This is a genomic window from Streptomyces rishiriensis, assembly GCF_003112535.1.
Taxonomy (GTDB): domain Bacteria; phylum Actinomycetota; class Actinomycetes; order Streptomycetales; family Streptomycetaceae; genus Streptomyces; species Streptomyces rishiriensis.
In genome coordinates this window covers 285184-307329 of record NZ_BEWA01000002.1, presented here as the reverse complement: position 1 = coordinate 307329, position 22146 = coordinate 285184, and the positions used below count along the sequence as shown (strand labels likewise).

Below are 22146 nucleotides of genomic sequence, written 5' to 3'. Positions count from 1 at the left end.
ATCACCCTGACACACAACTTGCCCACTCGTCTATACGAGTAAGCGGGTTGGGGTGTACGAGTTCGAGAAGCGTCCGACCCGCTGTCAGACCCATCCGTCAGAATCCGGCCATGCTGATAGCGACAAACGCCAACGGCCATGTGGTGAAGCGTCCTTCGAAGCCGGCCATCGGGACGATGCTCGCCAACCTGCAACGCGGCATGGAGCACATGGTGCTGGAGCGCCAGGACGAGGACCGCGAAGGGGACTGGTACATCCAGGTCCTGTTCCGCGACAACAACACCTACCAGTTGGAGTACCGGGACGGCGTCCCTGCCGAGCACTACCAGACGCAGACCGTCTCGCAGGAGAAGGTGCACGCGGCGCTCATCGGCTGGGCGACCGGCAAGCCGGACTGGCGCGAGGGTTTCATGTGGACCAACATCGGCGACATGTTCACGCCGGACGTCTAGTGCTCCGCTGACGCCGGTCATGCGCTCACGTTGCCGGGAGCTGGTACGCCAGGACGTAGGCGTCCGCCGCCATGACCGTGTCGCAGACCTCGACCGGCCGCTTCTCCGTGTCGAAGGCGGTCCGGATCAGATGAATGACCGGCACGCCTGCCGCGAGCCTCAGCGTGCGCACCTCGTCAGGCGAGGGCATCCGGGCCCGGATCTCCTCCTCGAAGTGGTCGAGGCGGTGGCCCAGCTCTTCGAGGCGGGCGTAGATGCCGCCGGGGCCGGGGTTGGGTTCGGCGATCTGCGTTCCGCGGGCGATGTCCAGCGGCAGGTAGGAGGTGGCGAACTCGACCGGACGCCCGTCGAGGAGGTAGCGGCGCCGACGTGCAAGAACCCTCCGCACGGACCCGAGCCGCGTGGAGATGTCCTGGCTGGCCTTCTCCTCCTTCACCTCAAGGCTGTCGACCTGGGGGTGACTGCCAGCCGCATCCGCCTCGACGATGAACGCGGACTTCCCCTGCTCGCGGTGCCGGCGGGCGAAGCGGTCCGAGGCGAGACGCCGCACAGGCGGACGCGGCCGGACGAAGACGCCCTTGCCGTGCTCGGCGTGGACCAGGCCTTCCCCCTGGAGGATGGAGAAGGAGTTGCGGACTGTCATGCGAGAGACCCCGTAGTGGTCGACGAGCTCCGCTTCCGAGGGCAGCTTCTCGCCCTCCCGGAATCGCCCACGGTCGATGGCTTCACGCAGTTGGTCGGCGATCTGCCGGAAGACCGCACGATCACTCGTGGGGTCGAGATCACCGAGCAGGCCCGAAGAAAGAGGGCTCACGTGTGTACTCCTTTAGGTATCTAGACGAGTGGGCGAGTGCTTGTTGCTACGGTGGAGAGCCTAGCCATCCGAGAGGGCCGAGGAACGTGAGCACAGAACGCCCGCACTCCGTGAGCGTGGCCGGGGTCGTCGTCGACGCCCAGGGCCGGGCCCTCCTGATCCAGCGCCGGGACAACGGTCACTGGGAACCGCCGGGCGGCATCCTCGAACGCGAGGAGACCGTCCCCGAAGCCCTTCAGCGCGAAGTCCTCGAAGAGACCGGCATCAAGATCGCACTTCCCGCGACCCTCACCGGCGTCTACAAGAACATGACGGGCTTGATCGTCTCGCTGGTCTTCCGCTGCGAGGCGGCAGACGGCACGCCGACCACCGGCGACGAGACCCGCGCCCTGCGCTGGGTGACCCGTGAAGAAGTCTCCGAGCTCGCCGACGAGGCGTACGCGATCCGCGTCATAGACGCACTCGACGCGGCGTCTCCGCCGGCCATCCGCGCCCACGACGGCGTGAAACTCGTCTAGTCCGAACCCGCTGCACATGGCGGCCTACCAGTATGAAGGAACTTGTATGCACGAGTATACGAGTACTGCCCGGGTCTGGGGACTGTCTTGCCCAGGTTTCCCGGAAGAGGTCAGCCGGGCCCGCCGATGGACGCGCGACGTCCTGCGAGGCTCCCCTTTCGCCGAGGACGCCGAGCTGATCGTGAGCGAGCTCAGCGCGAACGCGATCCTCCACACGGCGAGCGGACGCGAGTCCGGCAGCTTCCACCTGGCTGTCGCCGTCTCGGCGCAGGTGGTCGCGGTATCGGTGACGGACGCCGGAGGCACGGGCACGGCCCCCAAGGTCGAGCACCAGGACCAGGACGCCGAGCACGGCCGCGGACTCGGCATGGTCAGCGCGATCGCTCACCGGGTCGTCGTCCACGGCAGCGAGACCGGCCACACCATCACGGCGGAGCTCTTCACCGACGCAGGCCGAGGAGGCCACCCGTGCTGAGGACGACGACCAGGCCGGGCTTCTGGTGCGAGTGCTGGACCCAACGGCTCGACGGACGACGCCCGCCGGCCCTCTTCGGATCCTTCGACGCGCACTCGGTGGTGGAGGCGAACAACTGGGTGGCGACGATCCTGCGCACCATCTCACCGGCCCTGGACACGGCCGCTTCCCAGGAGGCGTGGACGCGGCTCCATGACGACCGCATCGACACGAGGCGAGCCCTGTTGCGCCGGGAGCCGTGGACGGTGTCCATCACCCACGTCAGCACGCGCATCACATGGACAGTCCGACCAGCACTATTCCTGCCCCTGGCACATCGTCAGGACGTCGAACTCCCAGCCTGCACGAACGACTTCAAGCCCCACAGAGCCGACTGAGTTACAAGTTTCTCTACTGGTTCAAGGCGGCTCGCTCCGCTCCCCGCGCGCGGCCCGGCCCCCGACCGGGCCTGCGCTCCTGTCTCCGCCCCGCTCCAGCCCGGCCGGCGCCCGTGCCGCGCGGACAGCATGCAGCCACCTGATGCCAGAGAAGGGGGTACGTCGTGGCTAGGGCGGCGGGCTCCACAGCTTGACAGCACCACTTGGTGTGAGCCTCGAAGCTTGTGGCCCCAACGTCGTGCTTTACCGGCAGGTCAGGAGACTGCCCGACGCGCTGGCTTAGGGGGCCATGATCACTCGGGCCAAGATGTGCCGCCCCCAAAGCCGCTTTACCAACTGTCTTATTTAAGTTTCTTCCGTCTTTTCAGTAACTGTTAGACCGAAGTTTCCATCACAGATGGAGAGTCGCCAGACGAGAGGAAGTAAGGCACAGACGATCGAAGGGAAGGTCAGCTGACGTCCGTGCCACTATCTCGTTTACGCGGATACTCGGGGATCAGGACTCCGTGATTCTTCTTCAAGGAAACTGGCCACTTCACCGGCTCACCTCTCTGTGCTGCGGCGAACAATTGCCAAAGGCGCCCCTCGGTCGGTGCTCCATGTATCAGAAAGAATGCACCTACCTCTTCCCATACGTGAGGGGGGAAGTTGACGGCAGCATCCATAACTGGCGAATCGGGAGAGCTTAGATTAGCGTCATCCTCTGCCAAGCTGAAAAGCCCTCTAACGGCACTCATTTGAGACTCGCTAAGGCGCAAAGATTCAGACCTGGGGATGGTGTCAAATTCATCCAGAAGTGCCTTGAGTACGGCCTCCAGATCCAAATGGAGAACGGCAACATGGCACGGAATGCAAAGACTAGCTTCAGTGCAAGAGCGCACAAAATTGAGGAGGACGCCAGGGTCATTCAAAGACTCGTGTGATATTGACCCGTTCTCAACGAGGAGCTCGTAGCGGAACTTCAGTCCAGGATGAAACGAGAGAGATGAAGTTGCAACACAACTCATAAAACTGGGGTCATTTTCTGAAATTCTATCTTGGATTTCATGCCAAATCGCATCAGGGATGGTCTTGAGTATCCTGCTAGGGCCATTCCGGCGTGCCCTATCTTCCTCTTCCTTCTGATCTTGAACATGGTCAACTAGATAATCAAAGGGCGAAAAAAGTCGGTCCCCGACCACTTCCAGGCAAGAACTCGCACCATGTAGGGTCTCGGTTGCCCATGAAAAAGCAGGTTCCATCTGGGCCTGTGAAATTCTTCGCCTTGTGCGAGGATCCAAGTAATCACCAAAAGCGGCTTCAATCCATTCTTGCGGAATTGGAGAAAAGTATCCAGCACGCCTGAAGTCCACAGCAGCAGATACAAGTGCTGCTCCCACTTCGTTTGCCCCGTCTTGACCATCTCGCCAGCGCTCAAGGGTAGCCGGTCCAGCAGCGATGAATTCCGCTAGTCCCGCATGCCTTGCCTTGTCGAGGGCCATGCTGATGCGACGGTCCGATCGCTGGCGCTTGACCGCCCTGACCTCCTCTTCGTTCAGGGAACGGTCTACACGCACGCTGGTGGCGCCAGCCATAACAGCTCTAGAGACTGTGGCCAATGAACGCCCCGGCGCCCCCGCAGTGGCTGACGCCATAGCATGTTTTGCAGCCGAACGAAGAGTAGCCAAGAAGAGGACACCGCTCGCACCGAAGAGGCGAATTAGACCCTCATCCACCCCGTCTACACCGATGAATTTTTCGAGGTCGTCTAGCCACACGACGGTGTTTTCTAGCTTGAACCCGGCTGAAATTAGGGCACGCAGGGAGGTCCCGTCTTTAGGAACTACTATGGCGCGCTCTCCCCATTTTTCTGTGCTTCTAGTGAGAGCTTCATAAGCTGTTCTCGTTTTCCCTGAAGCCGAGTTTCCCTCCAGGATGACAAGGCCACTTCCTGCATTCACCAATGCGTCAAGATCGTCATCTACAGAACGCCGAATATATGGAGTCATCCCGACCCACTCATCTAGCTGCAAGGGTGGATGGACGCCGAGATCACGAATTGGATCCAACTCGAAAATAGAGCGAACGATTACCGATCCTGTGTTCAGTACACGGCCAACAGTGCTCGCCTCTTGTGTGCCACTAATAAGTTCAGTTGAGACATTAAGGTATTCTCTTGCAATCCAAAGCGTCTCGGGTTCGGAAAGTAGTTCGGCTATGGAGTTGCCGTCAATCAATTCCACCCTAACCCCATATTCGGCCAGGGCCTCTTGGGTCAATTTGTGCCTCATTCCAACACTGATGTCCACCTCCGTGAAGTAGAAAACTGCTGCCACGGAGGGGCCGGGGGTGGGCGTCATGACGGTCGCGATGTCGGCCAGTACCTTGCGCCGAATATTTGAAGTCTGGAGGGTGCAGCAAAAAACGATTAGCTGGTTGCTCTCTAGGCCAAAAAATACGCCCGCATCCTGAATATTGCTTTTGTTGTAGCTCAGAAATGTTTCAAAGTCGCGGCCTTGGTCGCCCCCGGCCGATACAGGGCCCGTGGCGGCCAGGATGTTACGCGTAATCCGTTGGCGTGCCACTGCTCTGCAAATGTCCTCGAACCGATGGTGTTCGTTTAGGGACCGCATGCGCCCTAGCTGGTAGCGAATAAAGGAATTCAACTCACCTCTGCGAACCTCTGCATGCGAGGGCGCGTCGTTCGTTGCAGCCGGCTCGAACCTGGTTTCACTCTGCGGATCGTCAGTCAAACCGTCCCCCTAGCGCTCACACGTACCACGGCTGATTGTGCTCCTTACCCGCAGCAGTCGCCACTGAATCGAGTAATTCAGTTGCGACAGTCTCATGCCTAGCACCTCATGCCAGTGGGCGGCCAGCCGGGCAGACCAACAAGGTCCCCCCGAACCACCGTTGATCGAGCTCCTGAGGCAGTGGTCGCTGCGCGGCGAGCGAACAGCAGACGGCCGCGCCCGTGCCAAACGCGTGCCAGATCGTGTGGGGAACCATGCCGACCGTCGCGGCTTGCTCTGGTCGACGGCACCAATAGCGTGGCTGAAGCCGGTGGGGGAACAGCGAGGCACACGCGCGCCTAGGCGGTCGGCTGACGCGCCGTCGTGGCGGGCTTTCGTCGGCTGAGGCTGACACGGGCCGAGACGAAGGCGACGGCCGTCAGCCGAACGAGACCTCGCCCCGGGCAAGGCTGGGCCGTCTCTGGGCCGTCCGAGGCTGCTCAACAGTGGCCAAGGACGACCAACGACGACCACCAGGCGCACGAGCCCGCCGCCCCTGACCAGCAAAAACCCTGCTCACCAAGATCTCCGGCAAGACCCAGGGCAAGAAGACATCTCTTGCCTTACCCACTGAGACTCCACCGACCTCACGCCTCCGTACCCGTTAGACCGGCTGTCAATGCCTTACGGAAGCCGCTGTTGGCGCAATCGTCTATCTTCACCTCTCGTACTAGGTTATTCCATCCTCGAGAAAATCTTGGAGACGGGCAGATAGCAGTGACCAGTCTGGCTTGCGTGCTTCCTCTTGTGCGTCATCAGGTCGTCCAGGCGGATGCGTTGGTCCAGCACAGCCATGAAGTCGCCACCGTCCATCGTGATGAACGGCGTGCTAATGCTGTAGATCGCCAGGGCATCGGAGGTGAAGCCGCTCATGCTGACGTACAAGCCTAGGGTGTTCTTGCCCTTGCGCTCGATGTTGGTTTTAAAGACGTCCAGCTCCCGTCGGCCGATGCGCTCCTTCCACCACTTGGCCTCAAGAACGTAGTGGTCAGTGTCGAAGGAGAACGCGCCATCGATCTGCTCGTGCTCCATGATGTATGCCGCCCGCGGCTCCAAGTCGTACAGGGCGAACAGCTCGTTGATGAAGCCCTCGAAGTCCGTCCCCCGCTGGTGCTTGTCGGTCGCCGCGTGCATCACGATGAACCGTTGCTTCAGATCGTCATGAGCTTGAGCGAAGACCCGGCCGTCCTGGTCCTTCTTCGCACTCTCGGCTATGGCCGCCGCGTGCTCCTCGTGCTCCTTGATGATGTCCTGCTGTTTGCCTGTCCAGCGCCGCAGTTCCGCGACGGCCGCCGTGGCCTTGGCCACCATGACGTCACCATCGACCTGTCGTTCGAGGTTCGGAAACCGGTCCATGGCGGCGATGTCGAGCATGAGCGCCACGGTCACGTCCAGGTACCGGGTCTCATTGGCCCGCAACAGTTTGACCAATTGGCCGGAGACTTCGCGCTTGGTGGCCTGGAAGTTGAGCTGCGGCAGGAGCTCGCTGTGGTCCTTCAGCATCCCGCGGACGTACAGCTCAAAGGGATCTTTGTTCCAGTAGATCAACCAGAGTGCGTCGGCTAGTGCGTTGTACGCGCTGGGGTTGATCGTCTTCTTGCGGGCATCAGGCTGCTGCACCTGCCCCCTCCTCCACACGCACTGTCACCGACCTATCACGGTACCGTGCGATCAGTCGATGACCAGCCTGTACGACAAGGCTTGATCCAAGGGATCGTGATGCCCCGTCATTCAGGGTGCGTCGGCGGGCCGATGATGCAAGCGGATGGCGAGTGACAGAGACGGCTTGTCCTGGCTGTCATCGAGACGGACTGACGAGCCTCAGGCCTCGAAGTGGGTCGCCACGTCGTCGAGCAGGCCAGCCATGTCATGGCGACCGCCAACGCGTCAATATCCTCTGGCGCCGCTGCGGGACAGGCTGCATACGGCCTAGTTTACATGGTGAACGAAGTAAAGAATGAAGGCCGACCCTAGCAACGCGAAAAGCAGCCCCAAGAGGATTGATTGCCGTACTCTGCGGAGACGCATGCCCATTGTAGAAGACTCGCGCGCAAGCAAGGTGGCTGCGGCAAAGGCGACGGGAATGAGGATAACAGCTGCATCCTTGGCCCCTAGCCCTTGCTTCGCCCCACTGGTCCGATATTCACCAATCCCGCGCCACCACAACAAACCCAGAGCAGTCAGCGTAATTCCGATAGTGAAACTGAGCATCCATGAGGATAGCCGCGATAGTCGCAGGTGACATTTAATCCAGAGGCGCTCATCGCGCGCTTCGGAAGCATCATGCCTAACATACAGCTCAGAGGTGCGTTCTTCTTCATCGGGGATCTTTTCAACAGGAGCACATCCGTCAGCCAGAACCTGCTCATCTTCCGGCCAATGAGCAAGCCGCACAGCAGGGTCAGACACGCGAATACTCACATGGTTGGTCTCCGCGTCACGGAATGTGATGAGTTTCCAAGCGGTTTTTCCCACGAGGAGATGCATGTTAGGGTTCCTGTTGGGATTTTTGCTCCTCTTGCGCGTAAAGACGATGGGGCGCTTCTCGCTCACCGTGATCACGAATGGACTGTCTTTAGGCACTCGGCACCGAGCGAACATCATCCACCTCAGCCCGAATCCAGCATATGCCCGAAGGAATCTCTTACTGTATTCAGCCTGCTCTGACTCTTGCACGTTTTGCGCACCATTGATGAGCGATTGAAGTTCAACTAGCGCATCCGTAACATCGCCCGCCTTAAGTTCCTGTCGGCACCTTCTCGCGAACTCCCTTGCAAACTGCGGAAGGGCAATCAAAGGGTTTTCTGTGGGACTTTTGTAATCCTCTGGCTCATAATCCTTCACCGCTCGACTGATCTCCTCTTTAATATGCACCCACCTCTCGTATGCGCTATCATAGATGACAAATCCCAATTGCGAGCTTAGATATTCACGCATGGGATCAACCTTGTTGCACAATTTTCTGGTTCGACGCCACCAACTAATTGGGTATCGTGTCAGCCTTTCATAGCGTGCAAGCGTCGACTCGTACGCATAAGACGGATAATAAAATTGCGCCGCAAGAAGCATGGACAACTTCTCTGAGAGCGGACCAAGACCGGCATTCTCCGCGAGATTCCTCATGAAGGCAGCCTGAAGCAAGGCCCCCTCCCAAAGAGGAAGCCTATAGACCCGCTTCCCCGCCACAGTGATATTCAGATCAAGAATAGGTACCCTAGGTAGTGCCGTGATCGGCAAAATCAGGCTGATGCGCTCTTTCTTGTCCTCCTGGAGGCGGCCCATCAACGTTTGCAGGTTGGGGATATGGCCCCGCCTTGTGTGATGTTTGTGGGCGACCTCGCCGAGTGGCCGGACGTGAATTTCCCTATCATGTTCTGCCCATAGCTCACTTGACAGTTCAACTCGCTCCACTGCACGCATTCGCCACGCTCGTGGATGCTCCAACAACAATAGAGCGATGTCTTGCACTTCCTGCGGCAACACCCGAGGGGTATTAATTTCCATGGCTCAGTAATTTCTGTGACATAACTCCCCGAACTCCTGCTGTAATCTTCACAGCTCAACACCTATTAACCCTTACCCGCACGAAAAGATGATTACTCCGCGCATTAGCCCAATTGCAGTATCTCGTTCCTTGGCCTTCCGCTGCTCACACGACAACGTGGTCAAGACCGGTCGGGGTGTACAGAGGCACTCGCGCCCGGTCGGGCGGCGCACTCGCCATCGTGACTGACTGTGCGTCGACTGGGGCCCAGACGAAGTCGTATCCAATCCTGAGCAAGGTCACCCACATGAGGCCGACTCGGCAGAGCTGTGTATCCCGGGCACCGGGAGCGCGGCTGAGGCCAGGTGGTGGTTCGCAGCGGAGGGTGATAGTTGCGATACAGCAGCGGAGTACAGCAACCTCCTCGGCCGCAGCCGACCGACAACAGCTATCTGTGGCCGACCGACCAGCCCACCTGAACCTGATGACCTCCCAGCCGAGAGTTCGGGACGAAGAGGTCAGACGGGCGGTGCGCTAGCGGGTAGGTTGCCTCGGGCCGCGTTGAAGGAACGCGGTGTGACGTGGGGGCAGAACGTGGACGAAGAAGAGATCAGGCGCGCAGTAGCGCGGGGCATGCACGACTACGAGAGATCTCGGCCGAAGCCCAAAGGGATCGTGGCGGAAGCGGAGAGTGCCGTAGGCGGCTGCTTAGCGATGTTTTTGATCGCTCTCGTGATCCTGGGCGTCGTTGTCGCCTGCAATAGGTGACGTCCGCGCCGTCCCTGAGCCGTCCAAGGGCACCCGACGCCAACCAACAGCCAACACAGAGGCAACGTGGCTGAGGCCGGTGGGGGTGTAGCGAGGCACACGCGCGCCTGGTCGTTCGGCAGGCCCGCCGCCGTGGCCAGCTGTCGTCGGCTGAGGCTCGGGCGGCCCACGTCGAAGGTGCCCGCAGTCGGTCACCTGGCCGGACCGTGATGATCAATGCTGGGCCGTCTCTGGGCCGTGTGAGGGTGACCGGGGCCACTCACCAGTGACCGACAGTGACAGATCTGCCGCAGTCGTCCAGGACGAAACCCCAGCTCACAGCGCGCCGACCATATGGGTTACCACCCGGGGGTGGACCTCAGGCAAGATGGGGTGTATCTGCCCACTGCCTGATTTCAAGCTGCCGGACGGTTTCTCTTGGCTGAGTACATCTACACCATGCGCAAGACGCGCAAGGCACACGGCGACAAGGTCATCCTTGACGACGTAACGCTGAGCTTCCTGCCCGGCGCGAAGATCGGTGTGGTCGGGCCGAACGGTGCCGGTAAGTCCACCGTTCTGAAGATCATGGCGGGGCTCGAGCAGCCCTCCAACGGCGACGCCTTCCTGTCGCCCGGATTCAGCGTCGGCATGCTGCTGCAGGAGCCGCCGCTCGACGAGTCCAAGACCGTTCTGGAGAACGTGCAGGACGGCGCCGCCGAGATCATGGGCAAGCTCAGGCGCTTCAACGAGGTCGCCGAGCTGATGGCGACCGACTACTCGGACGCGCTGCTCGACGAGATGGGCAAGCTGCAGGAGGACCTCGACCACGCCAACGCGTGGGACCTGGACACCCAGCTGGAGCAGGCCATGGACGCCCTGGGCTGCCCGCCCGGCGACTGGCCCGTCACCAACCTCTCCGGCGGTGAGCGCCGTCGCGTCGCGCTCTGCAAGCTGCTGCTGGAAGCCCCCGACCTGCTGCTGCTCGACGAGCCCACCAACCACCTGGACGCCGAGTCCGTGCAGTGGCTGGAGCAGCACCTCGCCAAGTACCCCGGCACCGTCGTCGCCGTCACCCACGACCGGTACTTCCTCGACAACGTCGCCGAGTGGATCCTGGAGCTCGACCGCGGTCGCGCCCACCCCTACGAAGGCAACTACTCCACCTACCTCGAGACCAAGGCGACCCGTCTCAAGGTCGAGGGGCAGAAGGACGCCAAGCGCGCCAAGCGGCTCAAGGAAGAGCTGGACTGGGTGCGCTCCAACGCCAAGGGACGTCAGGCCAAGTCCAAGGCCCGTCTGGCCCGGTACGAGGAGATGGCGGCCGAGGCCGACAAGATGCGGAAGCTGGACTTCGAGGAGATCCAGATCCCGCCGGGTCCGCGGCTCGGCTCGATCGTCGTCGAGGTCAACAACCTCTCCAAGGCGTTCGGCGAGAAGGTCCTCATCGACGATCTCTCCTTCACGCTTCCGCGCAACGGCATCGTCGGGGTCATCGGCCCGAACGGCGCCGGCAAGACCACGCTGTTCAAGATGATCCAGGGCCTGGAAGAGCCCGACTCCGGATCCATCAAGGTCGGCGAGACCGTCAAGATCTCGTACGTCGACCAGAGCCGCGCGAACATCGACCCCAAGAAGACGCTGTGGGCCGTCGTCTCCGACGAGCTGGACTACATCAACGTCGGACAGGTCGAGATGCCGTCCCGCGCGTACGTCTCGGCCTTCGGCTTCAAGGGTCCGGACCAGCAGAAGCCGGCCGGCGTGCTCTCCGGCGGCGAGCGCAACCGTCTCAACCTCGCGCTCACCCTCAAGCAGGGCGGCAACCTGCTCCTCCTCGACGAGCCGACGAACGACCTCGACGTCGAGACCCTGTCCTCCCTCGAGAACGCGCTGCTCGAGTTCCCGGGTGCGGCCGTGGTCGTCTCCCACGACCGGTGGTTCCTCGACCGGGTCGCCACGCACATCCTCGCCTACGAGGGTGACTCCAAGTGGTTCTGGTTCGAGGGCAACTTCGAGTCGTACGAGAAGAACAAGATCGAGCGGATGGGCCCGGACGCCGCGCGTCCGCACCGCGCCACCTACAAGAAGCTGACCCGGGGCTGATCGATCTTGCGCCACCTCTACCGCTGTCCGCTGCGCTGGTCCGACATGGACGCCTACGGCCATGTCAACAACGCGGTCTTCATCCGCTATCTGGAGGAAGCCCGTATCGACTTCCTGTTCCGTCCGGAGAAGGACTTCCAGCAGGGGTCCGTGGTGGCGCGCCACGAGATCGACTACAAGCGGCAGCTCGTCCACCGGCACACCCCGGTGGACATCGAGCTGTGGATCACGGAGATCAGGGCCGCCTCCTTCACGATCACCTCTGAGGTGAAGGACGGCGACCACGTCTACGTCCGGGCCTCGACGGTGGTCGTGCCGTTCGACTTCGAGGCCGAGCGTCCGCGCCGGCTCACCGCCGAGGAGCGCGAGTTCCTGTCGGAGTACCGGGACGACGACCAAGAGGCCGGCAAGGAGGCCGTCGCCGCATGACGGTGCTCCACCTCGCCGACGAGGGGGAGGCGGCGGACCTCGCGGCCTTCCTCTCCCGGCTGCTCCACTACGACCGTGGCGCGGCCGTGCGCCTGCAGGCGGCCGGCACCGCGCTCGCCGTCTTCGGCCGGCCGCCGTCCTTCGAGGTGCTCGCGGTCCGCGCGGTCCGGCTGGCCAAGCCGTACGAGAACGGCCTGGACGTCACGCTGGACGTGACCGTGTCGGCCGGTGAGCTGCTGGAGGCCGTCGACGAGAGCGCCGCCACGGCCGCCGTTCCCGCCGCCGTCACCGGTCCGCCGTGGGCCGGTGTGCTGCCGCCGCGCGGCGGCTGGCGGCCCGAGCCCGCGCTGCCCTCGCCGGACGCGCTGCGCGCCACGGTCGGCGCGGCAGTCGCCGAATTCCGGTCGCGCAGCGAGGAGTTGGCCGCCGAGCTGCGGACGCGGGCCGAACTCGACCGGATCGGGCGGGAGATCTGGTCCCGGACGGTCGGCGACACCGGCCTGCCCGTGCGGGCCGTGCACGCGGCCCAGTCGCTCGGTTTCCTGCGGCCCTCGACGGGTTCCGGGGACCTCGCGCTGCTCTCGCTCGGCGCGTGGCTGCGGCTGCGGACACCGTACGGGTCGATCGCCGTGCGACGGTCGGGGAGCCTGGGAATGCTCGACGTCAGCGTTCACTGACGTCGCGGAGTCCCCTGGCGTCACGGAGTCCCCTGGCGTCAAGGAGACCCCTGGGCGGGGCTACTCCGGGGTGTTCACCATCGACGCGGCCGCGTACGTCAGGTAGTTCCACAGCGTGTGCTCGTGCTCCTCGGACAGGCCGAGCTCGTCGACCGCCTCGCGCATGTGCTTCAGCCAGGCGTCGTGTGCGGCTCGGTCCACGACGAAGGGTGCGTGCCGCATGCGCAGCCGCGGGTGGCCGCGGTGCTCGCTGTACGTCGTCGGGCCGCCCCAGTACTGCATGAGGAACAGCGCGAACCGCTCCTCGGCCGGACCCAGGTCCTCCTCCGGGTACATGGGCCGCAGGATCGGGTCCTCGGCGACTCCCTGGTAGAAACGGTGGACCAGTCGGCGGAAGGTCTCCTCCCCACCGACCTGCTCGTAGAAGGTCTGCTCCTGAAGCGTGCCGCGCCGAATCTCTTTCACGCCTCCCATGGTCTCAGACGCGAAGACGGAGGACTTGAGGCTTAGGACTACGGCCACCGACCGCGCCCGCCACCGGTTCTCGGCCACCCGCCACCCGCCGCCGACACGCGCGCCTCGCCCGCAAGGTTCGCCTCGGGGCGTGCCGCCCCGCACAGTGGAGGCATGGGTGAGCACGAACTCGGAGCGATCGGCGGAAGGCTCGCGGACCTCGCCGCCGCGGAGCGGGCCGCGCTGGTGCGCGAGATCGACGCGAGCGGCGCCTTCGCCGCCGACCCGCGGTGGCGGGAGGCCTTCGCGACCGTCCCGCGCCACCTCTTCGTGCCCTACTACTACGTCAGCGGCGTCGGCGGCTACGAACGGCGCTGGTGCGAGAGTTCCGACCCGCGCAGCAGGCAACGGTGGCTGCGCGGCGCCTACGAGGACGTCCCGCTGGCCACCCGGCTCCGCGACGGCGTGCTGCTCTCCTCCAGCAGCCAGCCCTCCCTGATGGCGCTGATGCTGGCCGAACTGCGCATCGAGGACGGCGACCGGGTCCTGGAGATCGGCGCGGGCACCGGCTACAACGCGGCGCTGCTGTCGTACCGGCTCGGAGACGCCGACGTCACCACCGTCGACCTGGATCCGGAGATCACCGAGTCCGCCCGCAGGCATCTCGCCGACGCCGGGTACCGACCGGCCGTCGTCACGGGCGACGGGGCGCGTGGCGTGCCCGAGCGCGCCCCCTTCGACCGGATCATCGCGACCTGCACGCTGGCCTCGATCCCTTCTGCCTGGCTCGCCCAGTGCGCGCCCGGCGCGCTCGTCCTGGCGCCGCTGGCCACCGGACTGATTCTGCTGACCGTGCGGGACGCCGGGCATGCCGAGGGGCGCTTTCTGCACACCCCCGCCTTCTTCGTGCCGCTGCGCGGGGCGGACCGGCCCGAGCCGGAACCGGTGGCGCTCGCCGGGATCCCGCACCGGGCCAGGGAGAGCGACCTGTTCCGCTTCCTGCTGACCCTGACCCGGGGCGCCCTAGACCCGCAGGAGGCGTACGCCCTGTGGGAGCGCGAGGGCATGCCGGGGCGGGAGCGCTACGGCATCACGGTCGGCCCCGGGCACGCCTGGGCCTGGCTCGACGCGCCGGAGGGGCCGTACGCATGGCCCCTGCCGGGTTCGCCGGGTTCATCCGGTCCGTCGGGTTCGACGGGTTCCGCCGCGCCGCGGGCCTAGCGGACCTCGCTCAGCCGCGGCGGATCGTGATCGTCGTCCAGGCGCCGACGTGCACCTGGTCGCCGTCCTGCAGCGGTACCGGGACGAACGGCTGGATCGGTTCTTCGGAGCCGTTCACCGTGGTGCCGTTCGTCGAGTTCTGGTCGACGACGGCCCAGCTGCCGTCCGGCTGCTGGACCAGCACCGCGTGCTGGTGCGAGACGCCCGGGTCCTCCGGCGGCACCGACAGGTCTATGTCGGGGGTCTCGCCGGTGGAGTGGCGACGGCGGCCGATGGTGATCTGGTTGCCGGTGAGCGTGCGCTGCTGCTCGGGCGAGTACGCGGGCAGGTTCAGTCCCGCGGCCTCGGGGCCGGAGCGGTGCATCATCGCCATGAAGTACGCGCGGTCCGGGCCGATCGTCGCGGTCCAGGTCGTCGGCTGCTGCTGGAACGACGGGCCGGGCGGGGGCGGAGCCTGCGTGCCGCCGGGCTGCGGGTAGCCGTAGCCACCGCCGCCCTGGCCCGGGCCGGGGTTCCTGGGGTCGCCCTGGCCGGGACCCGTGTGCGACGGCGGGGGGAGCACCCAGTCGTCGTCACCGCCGCCGAAGGGCCGGCCGCCGGGCTGTGGCCGGCCGGTCTCCTGCGGGAAGCCGGACGGGGCCGACGGACCGGACGGCTGGTAGGCCTGCGGAATGCCCTGGCCTCCGGGACCACCGCCCTGTCCGTAGCCGCCCTGGCCTCCGGGGCCGCCCTGGCCTCCGGGGCCGCCCTGCCCGCCGGGACCGCCGGGACCGTTCTGGCCGCCGCGGCCGCCCTGTCCGCCGGGACCGCCGGGACCGCCCTGGCCCGGGAAGCCGGGGCCGGCGGTGGGATGGGGACCGGTCGGCGGCGGGACCGGCCGCGAGGGGTCGCCGCCGAAGCCGGACGGACCTCCCTGACCGGGACCACCGGGACCAGAGGGACCAGAGGGACCGCCCTGGCCCGGAGGACGGCCGCCGCCGGGGCCCGAGGGCTCGCGTCCGAAGGGGTCGCCGGAGGGACCGGAGGGTTCGCGTCCGAAGGGGTCGGAGGACTGGCCGGGCTGCTCACGCCGGTAGGGGTCCGAGGGCGGGCCGGACGGTTCGCGTCCGAAGGGGTCGCCGGGCGGGCCGGGAGGACGACCGCCGGGGCCGGACGGCTCGCGTCCGAAGGGACTGCCGCCCGGACCGGACGGGTCACGACCGTAGGCGCCCGGCGGGGGACCGCCGGCCGTGCTGCCGGGTCCGCCCGGACCGGAGGGCTCGCGTCCGAACGGCGGCGGACCGCCCTGACCACCGGGTCCGCCCGGTCCCGAGGGCTCGCCGCCGAACGGCGGGATCGGCTCGGCGGGGCGGTTCACCTGGGACGGGCGTGAACCCTGGTAGTCGAAGGAGTCGCTGCCCCCGTAGGACGGAGGAGGCGGCTGGAACCGTCCGCCCTGACCACCGGGGCCCTGACCACCGGGGCCCTGACCCTGCGGGCCCGGACCGCCCGGACCGCCCGCGCCCGGGCCGGAGGCCGGGGGGCGTGGGGCGGCCGGGGTGTACGAGGTCGCCGTGTTGGTCAGGAAGTTCCAGCGGCACTCCTCGCAGAACGGCGCACCGCCCTCGCGGGGCGTGCGGCACTGCGGGCAGAGCTCGGGCTCGTGCTGGGGCCCGGCGGACGAATGACGTCCTCCGGGCTGGCCGCCCTGCCCGCCCTGGCCGGGCGGGGGAGGCGGGAAGCCGTAACCGCCGGGCGGGGGCGGCGGGGGAGGGGGCGGGGGCACGGCACCGGCCATGCGGTGACCGCAGACCTCGCACCAGTCGTCGGAACCCGACTGGTGTCCGTTCGGGCAGGTCGGCATGTCGGCGCGTCCCCCTCTCTCCTTCGGTGTCCCGGAGGCCTGCGGTGTCCCGGAGGCTCGTTCAGGTCACTTCTTTACACGAACAGTCTTTGTGGACCGGGTCTCGAGCGTCATCTCGTCGGCGTCCGCGACCTTGGCCTTCAGTCGCACAGTACCTGTCGTCGCGTCGACCACGTCCACCACCTTCGCAAGCAGTTTCGCAGTATCCGCGTTCCCCGAGACGCTCGCGAGCTGCACCGCCCGGCCCAGTTTCGCCGTCGCTCCATCCATATCGCCCGCTTTGCGCAGATCCAGCCCCTGCTGGATCACCTGGGCCAGTTCGGCCTGGCCCGTGTAGTGGGCGACCTGGGGGTTGATCGACGTGGAGGCGGCCATGTCGTCGGTCCACACGGCTCGCACCAACCCCTGCGCCCCCAGGTTGTGGACGGCGCCCTCAGGCTGCGGGATCACCAGCGAGACGCGCGCGGCCAGCATCTCCTGGCCGACGCTCGCCGCGGGGACCTCGACGCACACGTGGTAGTCGCGGGACTCGTCGCCCCAGGAACCGGTGGGGTAGTCGCCCGCGCGCGGGCCCGCCTCGGTGCGGCGTTCGGTCAGCTCCTCGACCGTCGGCGCGACCTGCTTGACGAACCTGACGGCGGTGCCGACCGGGGTCCACAGCCGCAGGGCGACGTCCGCGACCTCCTTGCCCATCGCCGTCTCCATCATCTGCGTGAAGTCGGCGGCGAGGCCGGCCGGATCGGCGACGATGTCGGCGGTGCCGAGCAGGGCGGAGGCGATCCCTGTGACTTCTTTCACTTCCCAGTCGGTGCCCACGCCGCGGGCGTCACAGGTGAACCGTCCGGCGCAGTCGTCGAGGGCGGCCCTGAGGTCCTGCGGCGACTCGTGCTCGTTGCGGCCGTCGGTGAGCAGGATGCCGTGCCGGATGGCGACGTCGGCCGTGGACAGCAGTCGGTCGGCGAGCCGCAGCCAGGTGCCGATGGCCGTGCCTCCGCCCGCGCTCAGCCGGCGCAGCGCCTGCTTGGCCTGCTCGCGGGTGGTCGCGTCGGCGACCGCGAGCCGGCCGCCGCCCGGGTAGACCTCCTTGGCGACGTGCGTGCCGCCGATCACCGCGAAGTGCACCCCGTCGCGCAGGGTGTCGACGGCGGCGGCGGTGGCGTCGCGGGCGTTGCGCATCTTGGTCGGCGGATAGTCCATCGAGCCGGAGCAGTCCACCATGATCGCCACGGCGGCGGACGGGCCCTGGCCCCGCGCGTACAGGTGCGGCGCGGCGACCGCGCTGCCCACCGTGCCGCCGCCGGTGGCGGTGACCGTGACGATCGCGTTGACCTCGCGACCGCCCTCCGGCAGGTACTCGTTCTGGTAGACGTCCACCGAGAACTGCGGCACGTTCGACTTCGAGAAATTGGCCATGCCTGCTCAGATCCCCCTCGGAAAACCCCACGTTCGCAGGGCGATGTCTGGACACGGACCGGTCCCCACCGGTCCGTGCGCGTGCTTCCCCATGTGTCCCCGTGCCGGCGGCGCTTCCGGTGTCCCCGGCGTCCCCGGCGTTCTGGTGCTCCGGTGTTCAGATGTCCCGGTGCCCCGGTGCCCCGGTGCCCCGGTGCCCCGGTGCCCCGGTGCCCCGGTGCCCCGGTGCCCCGGTGCCCCGGTTGCCGGGTGTCCCGGCGTTCCCGTGCCGCGGCCTCAGGCCGATCCTGCCCCCTGGACGGGGGCGGGGAACGGCACGAGGGCCACTGTTACGTTGTCGTGGCCCCCGCCGTCGAGGGCGTGGCCGACCAGTACCCGTGCGCTGTGCAGCGGCCGGCCGGCGGCGTCCGGCGGGAGGACCTCGGCCATCTCCTCAGCGGCCTCCGCGTAGTTCCACAGGCCGTCCGTGCACACCACCACGACACCGGGCCGGTCCGGCTTGAAGGAAGCGGTGTGCGGCTCCAGTTCGTAGGCGTCGGCGCCGAGCCAGCCGGTGATCGCGTGGGCGCGCTCGTCGGCGTAGGCCTCCGCCTCGCTCATCAGGCCCGCTGCGACCATCTGCGCGGCCCACGAGTCGTCCTCGGTGAGCCGGGCCGGGGGCGAACTGCGGTCCGTGGGAACCCAGTAGGCACGGCTGTCGCCGACCCAGCCGACGACCAGCAGACCGGCGGTGACCACCGATCCGACGAGTGTGCAGGCGGGGGCGTTCTGGTGCGGGGCCTGCTCGCGGGCCGTGGCCGGCTCGTCGGCCAGCGCGTTGACCGCGTGCGAGGCGGCGACGATCGCCTCGTGCATCGCCTGCTGGGGGTGCGCTCCCTGCGGCAGGGCCGCCAGCAGGGACTCGCTCGCCGCCTTCGAGGCGGCCAGGGAGGCGTCGTCGGGGCGGGTCGCGGACGACACTCCGTCGCAGACGATCGCCACGAGCGCGGGCGAGCCGTCGGGGAGCGCGGTGCAGCCGAGGCCGAAGGCGTCCTCGTTGCGGTGGTGGCGCAGTCCGCGGTCGCTGACGGCGGCGATCGGGCCCGACTCCGCCTCCATGTGGTCGCGTTCGCGCGGCTGGGCGTGTCCGCAGTTCTCGCAGTAACCGTCGTCGTCCACCCGGCCCGCGCGGCAGGCCACGCACACCTTCGCGGTCTCGGCCACCGCCGCGGCCTCGGCGGCCACCCGGGGGTCGGGCGCCTGCAGGGCGTACTCGTCGGGCTCCGAGGGCCGGTCGAACCGGACCCCGGCGACGGGCGCGCCCGGGCCCGCCGCGGCGAGCGGCGGCAGCGGGGCCCCGGGCACGCCGGGGACGCCGCTCGCGTCCGCGCCCGGGACGGCCGTGCCGTTCACGCCCAGCGCCTCGGCTCCCGCAGGTCCCGCCGTGCCCGTGCCGTGCGTCGTCCCCTGCGCGGGGGCCGGCTGCGCGGAGCCGTTCATCGTAAGGGTCGGATGGTCGTCCGGGCGCGGCACGGCGGACAGGTCGTATCCGCACGCACCGCAGAAACGGTCACCCGCGTCGAGCGGCTCCGCGCAGCTCGGGCACGTCGGCAGGGCGGCCTGCCGGGGCATCTGCGACATTGACTACACCCACGTCCGGGGGCGGTAACGATTGGCGCGTTCCACCAGGTCGATCCTCTCTTCGCCGCCGGTCGCCAGCCGGGCCAGCGTGCGGTACGAGCGCTCCAGGCCGAAGCGCAGCCCTCGCTCGTCCAGTTCGCTGCCGAGCAGAGACCGGGCGGCCGGCGCCGCGTCCCGGCCACCGGAGAGTATCCAGTCGAGGGCGCAGCCGAGGACTTCGGCGGACAACTGCTCGCGCCGCGTCGGGTCGAGGCCGTACGCGTCCAGCGCCTCGACCTGCGCCGCGGCGGCGACGAGGTCCTCCTGGAAGGGTACGTCGGAGGCGAGAGCGGTCCGCTGCCGGAGCCGGGCCCGCACGGCCGCGACCCGCGCGGCCGTGTAGTGGATGGACGACTCCGGCACCGACTCCAGCGTCCGGACGGCGCGACTGCGGTCCCCGGCGGCCAGTTGCACGCGCGCCAGGCCGAACGCCGCGCTCACATAGCTGGGGTCGGTCGACCACACCAGGCGGTAGTACTCGGCGGCGTTGTCGAGCTGCCCCAGCACCTCCGCGCACAGGCCGAGCGCCAGCTTGGGCGCGGGCTCGCCCGGGAAGGCGTCGTAGATCGCGTCGAAGGCCAGTGCGGCGCCCTCGTGGTCGCCGGTGACCAGCGCGGCCACGCCCCGGTACCAGACCACCCGCCAGTCGTCGGACTGTTCGTCCTCCAGCTCGCGGAGGGAGGCGAGGGCGGCCTGGTGGTCGCCGTTCTCCAGCCAGGCGCGGATCTGCCGCAGCCGGGTCTCGACCGACGGCGCCGGCGCGGCCGTCAGGGCCGAGATCAGCTCGGCCGGCGCGGACGCCAACAGGCCCGCCAGAAAACCGGCGTTGGGGTCGGAGGGGTCGACATGGGGGACGGGCAGGGCGAGGGCCGCGGCGGGTGCGGGGACGGTCTTCACCAGGCCGCCGGGGACGACCGCGGGTGCGCCGCCCCCCGCGGCGGAACCGCCGCCCGCCCCCGGCGAAGCGCCGCCCGCGCCCGGCAGCGGGCCGCCCGCGGGGACGACGCCGGCGCCGCCCGCGAAGGCGAGCGCCGGTGCGGCGCCGGGCGTGCCGGGCAGGCCGGGCGCCGCGCCCGGGGCGCCGGACGGCGTGGCCGCGCCGCCCGTCCCACCGGCGAGCGCGAGAGCGGGAACGGGAACGGGCCGGGCGGACCCGTAACCCCCAAACAGACGACGGGAGTTGACCGCCACCCGCGCGCCCAGCCGTGACACCTCACCGTCCAGCTTGGGGAACAGCTCCGTGTCCGTGACCTTGAGTTCCGGCCCGAACAGCGTCGACAGCGCGGGCCGCGCCCGGCCGCTCTGCAGCGAGACGACCTCGCGCAGCACGCCGGTCAGCTGCTCGGCCATCTCCTGCGCCGAGGCGAACCGGCGTGCCGGGTCGGGGTCGGTGGCCCGGACGAGGAGCCGGTAGAACGACTCGTACTGGCGGAAGACCTCGATGTTGTCGGGGTCGGGCAGGGAGTCCACGAAGGCGGTCGTGTAGCCCTGGAAGTCGAAGGTGAGGACGGCGAGCGTGCGGCCCACGGTGTACAGGTCGGAGGCGACCGACGGCCCGACCTCGGCTACCTCCGGGCCCTGGTAGCCGATCGTGCCGTAGATGGCCGACGCGTCGTCGTCCATCCGTCTGACCGCGCCCATGTCGATCAGCTTGAGCTCGTCCTCGGTCTGGATCGCGTTGTCGACCTTGAAGTCGCAGTACAGCAGGTTGCGGCTGTGCAGATGGCCGAGCGCCTCGAGCGCCTCGATGCCGTACGCGCAGGCCTGCTCGACCGGGAGCGGGTCCCGCTTCCCCTGCGGTGTGCGACGGTCGTTGGCGATCTCCTTGAGGGACTTGCCGCCGACGTACTCCATGACGATGTATCCGTCGAGGGAGCCGGTGCGCTGGTCGAGGTGCTCGACGAAGTTGTAGATCCGCACGATGTTGGCGTGCTCGATCTCGGAGAGGAAGCGTCGCTCGGAGATGGCCGCGGCCATCGCGTCCTGGTCGCCGGTGTCCAGGAGGCCCTTCAGCACGACCCACCGGTCGTGCACCGGGCGGTCGATGGCCAGGTAGACCCAGCCGAGGCCGCCGTGCGCCAGGGCGCCCACGACCTCGTACTGGCCGTGCACGATGTCCCCGGCCTTCAGCTTCGGCACGAAGGAGTACGGGTGGCCGCACTTGGTGCAGAAGCCCTCCGTGCGCCCCTCCCGCTCGCCGCGCGAACGGCCCACCGGGGCACCGCAGTCGGAGCGCGAGCAGAACCGCTTGCGCTCGGGGACCTCGGGATTCTCCTGCACCATCGCGCGCGGGTCGGGCTTCGGCACCTGCGGCACCGAGACCAGGCCGACGCCCAGCCGGGTCCGGCCGGAGGAACCGGCCGTCGAGCCGGAGCTGCGCACCGACACCGAACGCCCCGTCGACTTGCCCGACAGGGACCGCGAGAGCCGCCCGGACACCGAGCGGCGCGACTTCGACGACTGGGACGACGTACGGGTGCTGCGGGCGCTGCGCCCGCTGGAGCGTGAACCGGCGCTGCCCGTGCCCTCCTTGCCGCCCCGGGTCACGCCGGTCGGCGGTGAGCCGAGCAGACCCTCCCCGGAGGAGGGGCCCCCGGACGAGACGACCGGGGCCAGACCGCAGTTGTCGCAGTACAGCTCGCCGTCGCCGACGTCCTCGTACGACCCCTCGCAGCCCGGCCGCTGACATGGCTGTCCTGCCTGACTCATG

General features: G+C 67.3%; 17 protein-coding genes. 8 read left to right on the top strand and 9 right to left on the bottom strand.

Annotated features, from left to right (window positions below):
* The first annotated feature begins 110 nt into the window (after window positions 1–110).
* A complete protein-coding gene (locus Sri02f_RS03045) occupies window positions 111–452 on the top strand; it encodes a hypothetical protein (protein WP_245970376.1) in 342 nt (113 codons plus the stop codon).
* A 25-nt stretch (window positions 453–477) separates the two neighbouring features.
* Here the strand turns inward: Sri02f_RS03045 and Sri02f_RS03040 are convergent, their stop codons facing one another.
* Window positions 478–1266 (bottom strand): GntR family transcriptional regulator, encoded by a 789-nt coding sequence (locus tag Sri02f_RS03040; RefSeq protein WP_057600682.1) that lies wholly within the window; start codon window positions 1264–1266, stop codon window positions 478–480.
* 110 nt (window positions 1267–1376) lie between these two features.
* Here Sri02f_RS03040 and Sri02f_RS03035 point away from each other — a divergent pair, with 110 nt between their 5' ends.
* The 3 genes from Sri02f_RS03035 to Sri02f_RS42525 are packed head-to-tail and all read left to right on the top strand — an operon-like array spanning window position 1377 to window position 2636.
* A complete protein-coding gene (locus tag Sri02f_RS03035; RefSeq protein WP_059130624.1) occupies window positions 1377–1784 on the top strand; it encodes an NUDIX hydrolase in 408 nt (135 codons plus the stop codon).
* A gap of 46 nt (window positions 1785–1830) precedes the next feature.
* Complete coding sequence (locus Sri02f_RS03030) at window positions 1831–2259, top strand: ATP-binding protein (RefSeq protein WP_108999489.1); 429 nt, start codon at window positions 1831–1833, stop codon at window positions 2257–2259.
* Window positions 2253–2636: a hypothetical protein gene (locus Sri02f_RS42525; protein ID WP_108999488.1), complete on the top strand. Its 384-nt coding sequence runs from the start codon at window positions 2253–2255 to the stop codon at window positions 2634–2636. The genes Sri02f_RS03030 and Sri02f_RS42525 overlap by 7 nt, the downstream gene beginning before the upstream one ends.
* Window positions 2637–3085: 449 nt before the next feature.
* On the opposite strand, the gene Sri02f_RS41055 is transcribed toward Sri02f_RS42525, so the two are convergent.
* The 3 genes from Sri02f_RS41055 to Sri02f_RS41050 form a co-directional block, all read right to left on the bottom strand.
* Window positions 3086–5200 (bottom strand): hypothetical protein, encoded by a 2115-nt coding sequence (locus Sri02f_RS41055; protein WP_159106657.1) that lies wholly within the window; start codon window positions 5198–5200, stop codon window positions 3086–3088.
* 882 nt (window positions 5201–6082) lie between these two features.
* A complete protein-coding gene (locus Sri02f_RS03020; RefSeq protein ID WP_108999487.1) occupies window positions 6083–7027 on the bottom strand; it encodes a restriction endonuclease in 945 nt (314 codons plus the stop codon).
* Window positions 7028–7336: 309 nt separating this feature from the next.
* On the bottom strand, window positions 7337–8911 hold the full coding sequence (locus Sri02f_RS41050) for a hypothetical protein (RefSeq protein ID WP_159106656.1): 1575 nt from the start codon (window positions 8909–8911) through the stop codon (window positions 7337–7339).
* A gap of 1165 nt (window positions 8912–10076) precedes the next feature.
* Here Sri02f_RS41050 and ettA point away from each other — a divergent pair.
* Genes ettA through Sri02f_RS03000 form a run of 3 tightly spaced genes read left to right on the top strand, consistent with a single transcriptional unit; the run spans window position 10077 to window position 12847 of the window.
* On the top strand, window positions 10077–11741 hold the full coding sequence (gene ettA / locus Sri02f_RS03010; RefSeq protein ID WP_108999485.1) for an energy-dependent translational throttle protein EttA: 1665 nt from the start codon (window positions 10077–10079) through the stop codon (window positions 11739–11741).
* Window positions 11742–11747: 6 nt separating this feature from the next.
* On the top strand, window positions 11748–12170 hold the full coding sequence (locus Sri02f_RS03005; protein ID WP_108999484.1) for an acyl-CoA thioesterase: 423 nt from the start codon (window positions 11748–11750) through the stop codon (window positions 12168–12170).
* On the top strand, window positions 12167–12847 hold the full coding sequence (locus tag Sri02f_RS03000) for a DUF8185 domain-containing protein (protein WP_108999483.1): 681 nt from the start codon (window positions 12167–12169) through the stop codon (window positions 12845–12847). Before Sri02f_RS03005 ends, Sri02f_RS03000 begins: the two co-directional genes overlap by 4 nt.
* A 60-nt stretch (window positions 12848–12907) precedes the next feature.
* On the opposite strand, the gene Sri02f_RS02995 is transcribed toward Sri02f_RS03000, so the two are convergent.
* Window positions 12908–13321, bottom strand: coding sequence for a globin (locus tag Sri02f_RS02995; protein WP_108999482.1), 414 nt, complete (start codon window positions 13319–13321; stop codon window positions 12908–12910).
* 153 nt (window positions 13322–13474) lie between these two features.
* Here Sri02f_RS02995 and Sri02f_RS02990 point away from each other — a divergent pair, with 153 nt between their 5' ends.
* The gene (locus Sri02f_RS02990) at window positions 13475–14521 is read left to right on the top strand and encodes a methyltransferase domain-containing protein (protein ID WP_108999481.1); all 1047 of its coding nucleotides are present in this window, start codon (window positions 13475–13477) and stop codon (window positions 14519–14521) included.
* Between the two features lie 10 nt (window positions 14522–14531).
* Here Sri02f_RS02990 and Sri02f_RS02985 read toward each other — a convergent pair whose 3' ends face one another.
* From Sri02f_RS02985 to Sri02f_RS02970, 4 genes are all read right to left on the bottom strand, one after another.
* On the bottom strand, window positions 14532–16364 hold the full coding sequence (locus Sri02f_RS02985) for an FHA domain-containing protein (protein ID WP_108999480.1): 1833 nt from the start codon (window positions 16362–16364) through the stop codon (window positions 14532–14534).
* 66 nt (window positions 16365–16430) lie between these two features.
* A complete protein-coding gene (locus tag Sri02f_RS02980) occupies window positions 16431–17777 on the bottom strand; it encodes a vWA domain-containing protein (RefSeq protein ID WP_108999479.1) in 1347 nt (448 codons plus the stop codon).
* 276 nt (window positions 17778–18053) lie between these two features.
* Window positions 18054–19397: a PP2C family protein-serine/threonine phosphatase gene (locus tag Sri02f_RS02975; RefSeq protein ID WP_108999478.1), complete on the bottom strand. Its 1344-nt coding sequence runs from the start codon at window positions 19395–19397 to the stop codon at window positions 18054–18056.
* Between the two features lie 3 nt (window positions 19398–19400).
* Entirely contained in the window at window positions 19401–22145 is a 2745-nt protein-coding gene (locus Sri02f_RS02970; protein WP_108999477.1) for a serine/threonine-protein kinase, read from the bottom strand.
* Window position 22146: the final 1 nt, after the last annotated feature.

Bases quoted from the DNA above. Each gene is read 5' to 3' on its own strand.
- Sri02f_RS41050 (WP_159106656.1), bottom strand. From the start codon at position 8,911: ATGGAAATTAATACCCCTCGGGTGTTGCCGCAGGAAGTGCAAGACATC.
- Sri02f_RS03030 (WP_108999489.1), top strand. From the start codon at position 1,831: ATGCACGAGTATACGAGTACTGCCCGGGTCTGGGGACTGTCTTGCCCA.
- Sri02f_RS02975 (WP_108999478.1), bottom strand. From the start codon at position 19,397: ATGTCGCAGATGCCCCGGCAGGCCGCCCTGCCGACGTGCCCGAGCTGC.
- Sri02f_RS02980 (WP_108999479.1), bottom strand. From the start codon at position 17,777: ATGGCCAATTTCTCGAAGTCGAACGTGCCGCAGTTCTCGGTGGACGTC.
- Sri02f_RS02990 (WP_108999481.1), top strand. From the start codon at position 13,475: ATGGGTGAGCACGAACTCGGAGCGATCGGCGGAAGGCTCGCGGACCTC.
- Sri02f_RS03000 (WP_108999483.1), top strand. From the start codon at position 12,167: ATGACGGTGCTCCACCTCGCCGACGAGGGGGAGGCGGCGGACCTCGCG.
- Sri02f_RS02970 (WP_108999477.1), bottom strand. From the start codon at position 22,145: ATGAGTCAGGCAGGACAGCCATGTCAGCGGCCGGGCTGCGAGGGGTCG.
- Sri02f_RS03045 (WP_245970376.1), top strand. From the start codon at position 111: ATGCTGATAGCGACAAACGCCAACGGCCATGTGGTGAAGCGTCCTTCG.
- Sri02f_RS02985 (WP_108999480.1), bottom strand. From the start codon at position 16,364: ATGCCGACCTGCCCGAACGGACACCAGTCGGGTTCCGACGACTGGTGC.
- Sri02f_RS02995 (WP_108999482.1), bottom strand. From the start codon at position 13,321: ATGGGAGGCGTGAAAGAGATTCGGCGCGGCACGCTTCAGGAGCAGACC.